Origin of the sequence: Streptomyces incanus, assembly GCF_042656345.1 — a bacterium.
Taxonomy (GTDB): Bacteria; Actinomycetota; Actinomycetes; order Streptomycetales; family Streptomycetaceae; genus Streptomyces; species Streptomyces incanus.
In genome coordinates this window covers 1-10,737 of the sequence record NZ_JBHSPC010000066.1, presented here as the reverse complement: position 1 = coordinate 10,737, position 10,737 = coordinate 1, and the positions used below count along the sequence as shown (strand labels likewise).

The window sequence follows — 10,737 nt, the reverse complement described above, 5'->3', positions numbered from 1 at the left end:
GACGGACACCACCCCTCACCGCACGTCGCCCGAGGCAGGTATCCGCGCCGACCGGGCACTGGACGGTCCGGGAGGGAACATCGAGGTGCGCTGCGTCCTGGCCGAGGGCCGGCGAGCGCTGGACATCGCCCGGAACGTCCACGACCGGGTGGGGGGCCGCCGCCATCTCCCACCTCGCCGCCCTCGGTGTCGCGGAGCGGGTCACCGTCGAGGTCACGGTGACCCGTATCGCCGCCCGGCACGACGCGGCATGAGTTCCGAGGGCGCTGTCACGTTGTGGAGTGTGTGAGTACCTGATGGTGTGTCGGCTGTGGTGGGGCCGGGTTCCGGCTTTCGTGCTCAGGCCGCGGCGGGCAGGGCGGTGGCGCCGGTCACCTGCTCCCGGATGGCGAAGCGGAGGGTCATCTCGGTGCGGTACTCGGGGGCGGTCATCGGGTGGCGGCGGGGCCGGACGTGGGGTGAGATGCCGCTGAACGCGGCCAGGAACCGCTGGGCGGCACCCACCGATCGGAAGCCTGTCATCGCGCGTTCGCGCTGCCTCGTCGGCCGGTGGGAGTTCTCGGCCCCGTTGTTCAGGCCCCGGTGCGAGCGGTGCCCGGCCGAGGGCATGACCTCGCGGTGGGCCGCGCCGCAGGAGCGCAGCTGGTCGGTGACGATCACCCGCGGCACCGAGCAGGTTCGCTTGAGCAGCTTGCGGAAGAACCGCCGGGCCGCAGCGGCGTCCCTTCGGCCCTGGACCAGGAGGTCGAGCACGGTGCCGTCGGCGTCGACGGCCCGCCACCGGTACTGCCGCACACCGTTGATCCGCACGAAGACCTCGTCCAGGTGCCACGTGTCGCCGGGCCCGGGCCGGCGGCGGCGCAGTGCGCCGGCACAGGCCTGACCGAACGTGGCGCACCAGCGCCGGGCCGTCTCGTGAGAGACGAGCACGCCGCGCCCGGGCAGCAGCTTCCCGGCCTCGCGGAAGCTGAGCGGGAAGCGGAAGTACCGCCCCACGCAGTGGGAGATGACCTCGATCGGGTACCGGTGCCCCTGGTACGACGGCGGCGCGGACGACACGAGCGATCCCCCTGTCCAGCACGATCAACTCCAAGATCATCCCAGGCCGGTCAGCCCACGTGACAACGCCCGCCGAGGTCCTACTGGATGTCGACCGCTGCATCCCAACGAAGCTGCCGCTCACCTGGCCGCATCGATCGACTGACAGACAGCTGGCCGCGACATTTGCGCTGCCTGGGCCATGAGATCCATGGAGCTGCGCCGGTATCCGTACCCGCCGAAGACCCTGGGCGCTGCCGAGAGGATGAAGCAGCCGCTGTGGACGGCGTTCGGATCCCCCCGACGTTCGGGGCGGGGACGTGTCATGCCATCGCTGGCTGCGCGGGCCCCCCGGGCTCTGTCCGCCCGGTGGCGACCTGCCGGCCCTGGTCGCGTGCGGCGCGGTCCCGCTCGATGCGCTGGTGTTCGGCGCGCTGGCGTGCGGCCTGCTCACGGGTGATCACTTCGGTGGCGGCTCCGACGGCAACCGCGATCGGCCACTCGACGGCCTCGACCACGGCCATGGCGCCGAGGAGACCGTAGAAGGCCAGCTTGCGGGGCGAAGGGAGGATGGACGTGGCCGGGCGGGCGGTGGAGAACATGTCGCCCGGGGTGATGTAGGGGATCGGAACCCGGGCGTGCGCGGTACGGAACTGCAGCACCTTGCCGCCCGTCCGCTTCTCCTCGGGGTGCTCCGTCGGGGGTTGCTGTAGTTCCGGGGTGCGGGTTTCCTCGGTCTGGGTCCCGGCCTGTGGCGGGGCCGGCTGCTGCGGTGGCTGGGTCTGTGGATCCGGGGAAGTCATCTCCGTCCTCTCCTGCCGTGGGGCATGAGTGGCGAGGGGTCTTCTTGGCCGCGTTCCATCAATGCGCGCGAATAAACCCGCCCGAACGGACAATTCGGGCAGGCTGGTTCGGGGGTCACTCAGGCGTGTGCGGCCGCTCAGGCGTGTGCGGCCGCCGGCTGCCCGCTCGTGCCGAAGGCCTTCCAGAGCCGGACGGCCAGCCGGACCACGGCGGCCTCGAGCAGGGCGACCGCCACCTGGGTCAGGACCGTGGTGAAGATGTGCGGCATGGTCCGCCGCCTTTCGTGTGTGTCGTGCCGGGTACGACTCCTTTGTCGGCCCCCAAGTCATCCAGCAGGCTGCACACAGGTGTGCTGCAGGTGAACTTTCCCCAGTGCGCCGGCGGCGCCCCGCACCGCGAGGGGCACCAGCACCGACCCCGCCGCCGACGCCAGCGCGATCGTCCAGGCCGCGGGGCCCGGGGGCCGGCTGCCGAAGAAGTGGCTGAGCCCCGGCACGCTCACCACCACGCCCAGCACCACCAGGGACCCCACCGCGGCCACGGCCGTGGTGACGGCGGCGGCCGCGGCCGGATGTGGCGGATCAGGGCCTTGCCGAGCGAGGCCTCCGGGCCCTCCGCGAACAGCCGGTCGGGGTGGTCGGCGGGCGGCGATGGCCATGGTGGGCAGCATGTCCGTGGGTGCTGTCACGGTGGCTGACCGGATGGGATGATCTTCGGGTTGGTCATGGTGGAGGGGGACCGTCCGTGGACAGCGCGCCGCCGTCGTACCAGGGGCACCGGTACCCGGTGGAGGTCATCTCTCCCTGCGTGGGGCGGTACTGCCGGTTCCCGCTGTCGTTCCGCGAGATCGAAGAGCTCATGCTTCAGCGCGGCATCCTCGTCTCCCACGAGACCGTGCGTCGTTGGTGCGCCGCTTTCGGTCAGGCCTGTGCCGACGGACTGCGCCGCCGCCGGCCCCGGCCCGGCGACACGTGGCATCTCGACGAAGTGTTCGTCAAGGTCAACGGTGTGCGGCAGTACCGGTGGCGGGCCGTCGTCCAGGACGGCAACGTCCTCGACGTCCTGCTGCAGTCCAAGCGGGACGCGAAGGCCGCCAAGCGGTTCCTGGCCAAGCTCATGAAGCAGCAGCAGCGGGCGCCCAGGGTCATGGTCACCGACAGGCTCCGCTCCTACGGCACCGCCCACCGGGAGCTGATGCCCTCGGCCGGGCACCGCTCGCACAAACGCCTGAACAATCGGGCGGAGAACAGCCACCAGCCCACCCGGCAGCGTGAACGCGCGATGAAGGGCCTTCGAAGCACCGGTGGGGCGCAGCGGTTCCTGTCCGCGTTCCGCGGCATCTCACCGCACTTCCGGCCCCGCCGCCACCTGATGACAGCCTCCGGCTACCGAGCCGAGATGACCATCCGCTTCGCCATCCGGGACCAGGTCACCGGAGTTGCCGGCCTGCCCAGCACTCCCTGAACACGCGGCCGGAACCCGGCCCCGCCACGCCCCGACGCACCGCCAGGCACCTCCTCACTCAACAACGTGACAGCGCCTGCATGACCGCAACGCCCGCCGGGTGTTGCGGACCAAGATCCTCGGCGGCGTGCTCGGTGAGTACCGTTGCATCGTTTGACCGGCGACGATGACTCTTCGAGCGGCACAGGATGCCCCAGTACCTGAGCCGGCGTCCGGCAGTTTCGCGTGTCCACCTCCGTGAGCAGCCCGGTGATCGTCTCCGCGGCCGTCGCACGTGTCTCACGCCGCGCGAAGCAGCCCGTGACCGCATCCATCGCCGCCCCGAACAACCGGCCCCGGGCGGCCTGGGCTGTCGTGACCTTTGCGGCCACCGCTTCTTGAAACGCCGGCACAAACGTTCATGATCACGGTGGCTGTACCCATGCCCGAATCCGGCCCCCAAGCTGCTGAACAGCACAGACACCGGAACTACAGGGGTGTGTCAGATGGTGAACGGGGTGGTGTGATCTGCTCGGACGGTGATCGCCGATTCCTGCAACGGTCGGCCCTGGAGTGAAGACGCATTGGTCGGGCCCCGATGGCTGGTGGATAGGGGCCTGGCAATGTTGCGTGCGGTCATGCGGGGGAGTGCGCGTGGGTGGGTGGGTTGGTGGGGGTGAGCAGCCGAGGGGCGATGGCGGCGGTGAGGGTGGCCGTGGTGGCGCTGGTGGCGACGGTTGTCCAGGCGATGGGGCCCAGGGGGGCGCAGCCGAAGAAGTGGCTCAGTCCGGGGGTCTGCACGACGGTGAGGAGGGCTGTCGTGGACAGGGCGGTGGTGGCCAGGACGAGGGGGCTGCGCCAGTCGGTGATGAGGGTCTGGCCGAGCTGGGCGGTGATCAGGGCTGCCAGTCCCATGGTGTCGGCGCGGCGGGCACGGCCGGTGAACCGGCCGGTCTGCCATGCGGCGGTGGCGGCCAGGGTGGTGGCGGTGCCGCGGATGGCCAGCAGTCGCGCCAGGTCGGGTCCCATGAGGGCGGGGGCGGGCCGGTCCGTGAGGGTGGTGTGGGTGGCTGTGGTGCGGTGGGCGAGGGCGACGGCCAGGGCGGGGAGCATGTCGGTGAGGAGGTTGACCAGGAGGAGTTGACGGGTGCCGAGGGGGGCCCGGCCGGTGAGTGCGGTGCCGAGGATGGTGAAGGCGACTTCTCCGGCGTTGCCGCCGACGAGGATGGCGACGGCGTCGCGGACGCTTGCCCACAGGGCGCGTCCTTCGTGCAGGGCGTCGAGGATGCGGGTGAGGTCGGGGTCGGTCAGGACGAGGTCGGCGGCGGCGCGCGCGGCGGTGGAGCCATGGGTGGCGAGGCCGATGCCGATGTCGGCGAGGCGGATGGCGGCTGCGTCGTTGACGCCGTCGCCGACCATGGCGACGACGTGCCCGGCCTGCCGTAGGGCTTGGACGATGCGGACTTTGTGTTCGGGTGAGACGCGGGCGAAGAGGCTGGCCTGGTCGATGGTTGTGGTGCGGTCGCCGGCCGTGAGGGAGTCGATGTCGGTGCCGGTGACGATGGTCTGGGTGTGGGGGATGCCGAGGTCGCGGGCGATGGCGGCGGCGGTGGCCGGATGGTCTCCGGTGATCATGACGATGCGTACGCCCGCGTCGGTGAGACGCTTGACGGCGTCGGCAGCTGTCGGGCGGGGGGCGTCGGCGATGGCGACAAACCCCAGCAGCGTCAGATCGTGGGCCAGGTCGGCCACGGTGTCGGTCGCCACGGCGGTACTGGTCGCCTGTTCCGCCGATTGTTCCCGGTCATCGTTAGCCGGTTCGGCCACGGGCAGAGCGGCCTGGGCGACGGCCAGGACGCGCAGACCCTGGTCGGCGAGCTGTCGCATCATGCGGTGAGCGGCTGCCAGCCGCTGCTCATCGAGCGGAACCAGACGGCTTTCGCTGTCGACTTCGCCGTCCGGGTTCTCCGTGGGGCCGGTGGCGGGATCGAGGGTGGTGGTGCAGCGCTGGAGAATGATTTCGGGTGCCCCTTTGACCGCGAGCAGGGGACGGCCGTTGTCGGTTCCTACGGAGGCCGAGTAGCCGCGGCTGGCCTCGAAGGGCAGTTCCGCAACCCGTGCCCAGGTGGGATCTTGAATGTCGTGTTTGTCGGCGGCTTCCAGCACGGCCCGGTCGGTGGCGTGGGCCAGGGGCGCGTCGGGGGCCGGGCAGGCGCGGGCGGCGGTGCGCAGCAGGCGGTGTGCCTCTTCTGTGTCGGGGGGAAGGATCTCCTCGGTGGATGCCAGACGGGCCAGGGTCAGGCGGCCTTCGGTGAGGGTGCCTGTTTTGTCGAAGCAGATGACATCGACGCGCCCGAGCGCTTCCAGCGCGCGGGCGGAGCGGGGCAGGATGCCGTGGCGGGACAGTCGGCGTGCGGCCGCTGACTGAGCGACGGTGGCGACCAGCGGCAGGCCCTCGGGGACGGCGGCCACCGCGACCGCGACGCCGGAGGCCAGGGCCTGGCGCAGCGGCAGGCCGCGCAACAGTCCCAGGGCGGTGACCACTGCCCCGCCGATGCCGACGACGGGCAGTGCCGTTTGGGTCAGTGCGGCGAGGTGTCCCTCGATGCCGGATGCGGTGGTGGCGTTCCCGGCCAGGTCGGCGGCGCGCCCTGCCTCGGTTTGTCCGCCGGTCGCGACGACAACGGCCAGCCCGGTGCCCGCCAGCACCGTGCATCCCTGGTAAATCATGCAGGACCGCTCCGCCAGGTCCGCTCCTGGAGTGGCCGCGGGGTTCTTCGCCACGGGGGTGGGTTCGCCGCTCAGTGCCGCCTCGTCGATTTCGAGTTGGCCGCCTGCCAGCAGTCGGGCATCCGCGGGTACCACCTCGGACGGGCGCAGGACGATCACGTCGCCCACCTGAAGGTCGCTTGCGTCGATGGGATCGAAGTCCACCGTCTCCAGCAGTCCGAGGAAGCCCTGGCCTGGATCGTCCGGCACCTGGCGCAGGCGGCGGGCGGTGATGCTCTCCTTCGCCAGCAGAGTCCTCAGTGCCTGCTCGGCGCGCAGGCGCTGGGCACCGCTGATCACGGCGTTGCCCGCCATCACCCCGCCCACCAGCAGCGAGTCGACGCTCGAGCCGACCGCGGCGGACGCCGCAGCACCGAGAGCCAGCACCGGGGTCAGGGGGTCACGCAGTTCCTCGCGCACCGCACCCAGCAGCTCACCGGCATGCTGTGCCTGCGCGGACAGGCCCAGGGAGGTGACGGCTGTGGTGACGGCCCCGGCCAGCCGATGCCGCGTCCGATCGAATGCTGTCGGTGCAGCAACGTCGGACGTCATGCGCACTGTGGCGGCGCGATGGTGCAACGGCCGCAGGACGCGGAAGGCATCGTCTGCGTCCATGGCGTGCCAGGCGCCGCGGACATGGCCGGCGGGTCGGGGCCGGTGGGCAAGGCGCCGTGCCGCCCGGACGCCGCCGATCTGAGCCAGAAACGTGGCGCCGTGGACGGGAGAGGTCGTCAGGCCCCACATCCGGTGCCGGGCACCGGCGGCCGCGATCAGTGCTCCGAGTGCGGATCCGCCCGTGGACAGGCGTGCCGAGGCCGCACTGACATGGTGGGCATCGTCCACGGCGGACAGCACATGCCACGCGTGCTCCAGCCCTGGGCCGCACACGATGTCTGCCGACCACGGCGCCGGAGGAGCCGGCCTTCCGAACTCGGCCCGTAGGGGGAGGGCCATTCCGACGTCCGCGGCTGCGAGTGCTTCGCCGTCGTGGCATGTGATCAGGGCGACCACGTGGCCTTCTTGCTGCAGGGTGCGTACCCGCTTGGCCAGCGCCGTGGAGGCGGGCACAGCGTGATCGGCCCACCGCAGCAGCTCCGCGGCGCTGGCGTGCTGGGTCATCTCCAGGCGGCGGTTGCCGGAGCGGGCTGTGGCAATCACCGCATCGGCCAGCGGATCGAGATCGCATCCCACCACGACCCGTCCTAGTGACCGGCCAGCTACGTCACGCACCTCAAGATGCAGACCGGAAAGGGAATCAGGCCGCTGATCCAGGGCGTCCGGCCGGCGCCGCAGCCGCCAGCCGGACGCCGCCCACGGACCGGGACCGGCCATATCCTTAAGCGTCCGTTTGGACAGGACTTTCTGCGCGGCCTGCCACAACTCTGCCTCGTCCTGCTCCCCACCGTCTGACACCGACAGCAGCCGCACCCGCGGAACGCACAAGGCCGAAGAATCGATGACGACGGCGGATACCCGGTCCAGCAGGCGCAGCGCCGCCGGATTCATCGGCACCACGCCTGCCTGCGCCAGGTCACGGCCCAGCACCGCGCAGAACACCTCACGCCCCGCCCCGGCGGCCTTGGGCGCCGTCGCCAGGACGGCCTGGCCCGCCTGTTCCACATCCCTGGTCCAGGCGGCCACCCCGGCCGCCCCCAGCAGGGCGGTGAGCGACGTCTGCTCCGCGCACTTTTCCACCGGTCCCGCCGGCACCGCGGCCGGCCGCGGCAGGGGCGTGGTGGCCCGCCGCGGAAGACCGGCACCGGCGGCCACCAGTTCGCCTTCCCGGCGCTCCCACACCGCCCGCCGGCTGCGCGCCTCACCGAGCTTGAACCACTGCTGGAGCGCGTCCAGCACCAGCGGCGTCATCCCACCGGTGGCCGAGTACACCAGCGCGCTGGCCATGGTCAAAAACGCGTCGGCATGGGCACGGCCCACCCGTCGCGCCAGCCACCGGCGCACCTGCGGCTGGGTGTCAGCCACGACCAGCGGAACCCGTACAGCGCGCGGCAACCTGGCAACCGAGGCCGTCCAGCCCACCACGGTGCCGACCAGTCCCGCGCAGTCGGAGACCAAAGCAACTCTGGCCAGCACCTCCGGTACATCATCGAACGCCGCACCCGGCTGATCATGCGTGAACGGCTGCTCCGCGACCCCGTGTGCCTGCTCCACCGCACACACCACATCCAGCAGCCCGGCGAAATCGCAACCATCCTCCGCCGCGTCGACCACCACATGCCCCAGCGCCGCATTCACCTGAACCCAGCGCACCCCCGCCAGCTTGGTCAGTGCCGACTCCAGCCCCCCAGCCAGCCGCTCCTGTCGCTTCCCCTCTCCGGCCAGACCCCGCACCTCGATGTGCGCCCTGCCCGACCGCGACCACACGCGCCTGCGGCGCCTGGCCGGGCCCGCATCCCGCACCACCTCGGCCGCCCTGACCACCTCACCCCAGACGGCATCGCCCACCCGTGCAGCCGTCTGCCACCCCCGCTCGAGCGTCCGCAGCACCCCCGCCGGCATCCGCACCGCATGCGAGGCGATCACCCCGGCGGACGCAGGCACCACCGAGGACGCTTCCGCCATGAACCGGCAACCCAGCGACATCACCACACCGCTTCGCAGCACCGGCGCGACTCCCTCACTCAACCCGGGCGCCATGGCTTGCGCAGTGCTCAGCCACCGGCGCCGCCGACCCCAACAGGCGAACAGGTTCTGAAATCTATACGAAGCGGACATAGTGTGGGGAGTCGGCGAGAGCGATGGAGTGATCACATGACCCAGGCGACAACGCAGACCCCCACAGCGGACCCCACCGCCACAGACGCGACCGCCCAGCACGCGGGTCGCAACGGGCATGCAATCACCATCCCGCTCGACAGCGTCGCCCACGCTGCGCAAAAGGCGGTCACCCTTCCCGTCACCGCCGCACAGCGCATCCTGCCCGCCAAGGGCGGACTCCCCCTCTACGCCGGGCTCGGGGCCCTCGCCCTGGCAGGCGCCCTCGAATGGCCCGTCGCCGCCGGAATCGGCATCGGCTACGCCGTCCTGCGCCGCGGAGGAGCACTCCCGCCCCCACCACCGGCACCCCAGACGCCCGCACAGGCAGTCACGATCGACAAGCCTTCAACGCCGAAACCCGAAGCCGACAGCAGCCCCTGACACGATCGTGCCCCGCGCCCCCTGAGCGGGCACAGATGATCTTGCAGGAAATCCCACCCACTTACCGAAGGCCGCCTTCTGATCGACCTGGCGTTCCCTGAACTGAATCACAGACATCCCCGCCACCGGCCGGGCCGACGACGGCGACCCGTTGCGCCGGGCCCGCGTGGATCTCACGACCAAGAACGACACACGAGACAAGGAGGCGCTCGGTGAGGACGGCCGGCCACCGGAACCGACGGGCTCCAGCGCCCGGCATCCTCAGCCCGCCATGGGCGGCGTGCCCGCGCATTCGGGAATCCGGCGGTGGACGTCCTCCAGCAGGCTCCGCATCGCCATGTGAAAGATCTCAGCCTGGTGGTCGCCGACGAAGGAAGCGTGCCCGAACACCTCCAGGACCACGAGGCCATGCATGTGCCCCCACGCGCTCAGCAGGAGGGCGGTCGCGGGCGGTGGCAGGGCTTTTGGCCCGCAGGTCGACAGGTGCTCGAGATGGGCCCGGAGCGAGGGCGAGAGCGCGAAGGGTTCGGCTGCGGCGAGGCGGTCCGCGCTGAAAGTGCCGAACAGTTCGCGCTGGAAGATCGCGCCCCGATATGCATATTTACGGCCTCTTCCATCTCTACGCCATGATGTGCGCCGTTTTGGTCACATAAGTCACGGGAACCCGAAACGGCATGATCCGAAGCATCGCGCGCGGCTGCGCCGCAGGAGCGGCCGGCACCACCGCTCTGAACGCCGTGACCTACGCCGACATGGCACTGCGCGGCCGACCGGCCAGCAGTATCCCGGAAACCGCGGTGGACAAGATCACCACACTCATGGGGCACCCGGTCCCGGACACGAGCGGCCGGGACAACCGGCTCACCGGCCTCGGAGCGCTGTCGGGCATCGCCGTCGGCACCGGCACGGGCGCCGCCGTGTCACTGATCCACCGGGCAGGTGTCCGGGGCCCCCTGTGGCTGGGCGGCCTGCTCACCGGCGCCCTGGCGATAGCCCTCACCGATGCGCCGATGGCCCGCCTCGGCGTCAGCGACCCCCGCACGTGGTCGGCCCGCGACTGGACCGCCGACGTCGTGCCGCACCTCGTCTACGGCCTGGTCACCTACGGCGTCATCACGGCATCGGACCAGCGGCGATGACGCCCGCGACCGACGCCCTGGCCGGGCACTGGCACGTTGGCTGACGATGTGGGAGGGCCTTCGGGCTGAAGGTGCCGTGTCGGGGTTGCCGGTGTCGTCCGCGCCGCCGTCGTACCAGAGGCACCGATACCCGGTGGAGACCCTCTCCCGCTGCGTGTGGCGGTGCTTCCGGTTCCCGCTCGGCTTCCGCGAGGCCGGGGAGCCGATGCTTGTCAATCCCCTGGTTTCGTAGAGACCTCTCCTATGCGGCCTGGCACCTCTGGTCGCTCTTCTTGCGTGCTTCGGTGATGGTCCGTTCGAACTCCTCCGGCGGCAGGCCGCCGGCCGCGCTGTGCCTGCGTCGCGGGTTGTAGAACCCGGTGATCCAGGTAGCGATCTTCAGGCGGGC

8 protein-coding genes and 3 pseudogenes are annotated in these 10,737 nt (G+C 71.1%); 5 read left to right on the top strand and 6 right to left on the bottom strand.

Annotation, left to right across the window (positions count from 1 at the left end):
- Positions 1–254, top strand: a pseudogene (locus tag ACFP2V_RS21325) (hypothetical protein); the annotation flags it as partial.
- 85 nt (positions 255–339) lie between these two features.
- Here ACFP2V_RS21325 and ACFP2V_RS21320 read toward each other — a convergent pair.
- The 4 genes from ACFP2V_RS21320 to ACFP2V_RS21305 form a co-directional block, all read right to left on the bottom strand.
- Positions 340–1,059, bottom strand: a complete 720-nt coding sequence (locus tag ACFP2V_RS21320; RefSeq protein WP_381214721.1) for an IS6 family transposase — start codon at positions 1,057–1,059, stop codon at positions 340–342.
- A 302-nt stretch (positions 1,060–1,361) separates the two neighbouring features.
- Positions 1,362–1,841, bottom strand: a complete 480-nt coding sequence (locus ACFP2V_RS21315) for a hypothetical protein (RefSeq protein WP_381214718.1) — start codon at positions 1,839–1,841, stop codon at positions 1,362–1,364.
- A 137-nt stretch (positions 1,842–1,978) separates the two neighbouring features.
- A complete protein-coding gene (locus ACFP2V_RS21310) occupies positions 1,979–2,110 on the bottom strand; it encodes a hypothetical protein (protein WP_381214715.1) in 132 nt (43 codons plus the stop codon).
- A gap of 57 nt (positions 2,111–2,167) precedes the next feature.
- Positions 2,168–2,383, bottom strand: a complete 216-nt coding sequence (locus tag ACFP2V_RS21305; protein ID WP_381214712.1) for a hypothetical protein — start codon at positions 2,381–2,383, stop codon at positions 2,168–2,170.
- Positions 2,384–2,586: 203 nt separating this feature from the next.
- On the opposite strand from ACFP2V_RS21305, the gene ACFP2V_RS21300 reads away from it, so the two are divergent.
- On the top strand, positions 2,587–3,306 hold the full coding sequence (locus tag ACFP2V_RS21300) for an IS6 family transposase (protein WP_381214709.1): 720 nt from the start codon (positions 2,587–2,589) through the stop codon (positions 3,304–3,306).
- 615 nt (positions 3,307–3,921) lie between these two features.
- Here the strand turns inward: ACFP2V_RS21300 and ACFP2V_RS21295 are convergent.
- Positions 3,922–8,823, bottom strand: a complete 4,902-nt coding sequence (locus tag ACFP2V_RS21295; RefSeq protein WP_381214706.1) for a cation-translocating P-type ATPase — start codon at positions 8,821–8,823, stop codon at positions 3,922–3,924.
- Between ACFP2V_RS21295 and ACFP2V_RS21290 the strand changes: the two genes are divergently transcribed.
- Positions 8,824–9,210 (top strand): hypothetical protein, encoded by a 387-nt coding sequence (locus tag ACFP2V_RS21290; protein ID WP_381214703.1) that lies wholly within the window; start codon positions 8,824–8,826, stop codon positions 9,208–9,210.
- Between the two features lie 261 nt (positions 9,211–9,471).
- Here the strand turns inward: ACFP2V_RS21290 and ACFP2V_RS21285 are convergent.
- A pseudogene (locus ACFP2V_RS21285) lies at positions 9,472–9,795 on the bottom strand (TetR-like C-terminal domain-containing protein); the annotation flags it as partial.
- Positions 9,796–9,884: 89 nt separating this feature from the next.
- On the opposite strand from ACFP2V_RS21285, the gene ACFP2V_RS21280 reads away from it, so the two are divergent.
- Complete coding sequence (locus ACFP2V_RS21280) at positions 9,885–10,349, top strand: hypothetical protein (RefSeq protein ID WP_381214700.1); 465 nt, start codon at positions 9,885–9,887, stop codon at positions 10,347–10,349.
- A 91-nt stretch (positions 10,350–10,440) separates the two neighbouring features.
- Positions 10,441–10,560: pseudogene (locus ACFP2V_RS38695) on the top strand (IS6 family transposase); the annotation flags it as partial.
- Positions 10,561–10,737: the final 177 nt, after the last annotated feature.

Coding starts and splice junctions, on each gene's coding strand:
- ACFP2V_RS21290 (WP_381214703.1), top strand. CDS start 8,824: ATGACCCAGGCGACAACGCAGACCCCCACAGCGGACCCCACCGCCACA.
- ACFP2V_RS21310 (WP_381214715.1), bottom strand. CDS start 2,110: ATGCCGCACATCTTCACCACGGTCCTGACCCAGGTGGCGGTCGCCCTG.
- ACFP2V_RS21315 (WP_381214718.1), bottom strand. CDS start 1,841: ATGACTTCCCCGGATCCACAGACCCAGCCACCGCAGCAGCCGGCCCCG.
- ACFP2V_RS21280 (WP_381214700.1), top strand. CDS start 9,885: ATGATCCGAAGCATCGCGCGCGGCTGCGCCGCAGGAGCGGCCGGCACC.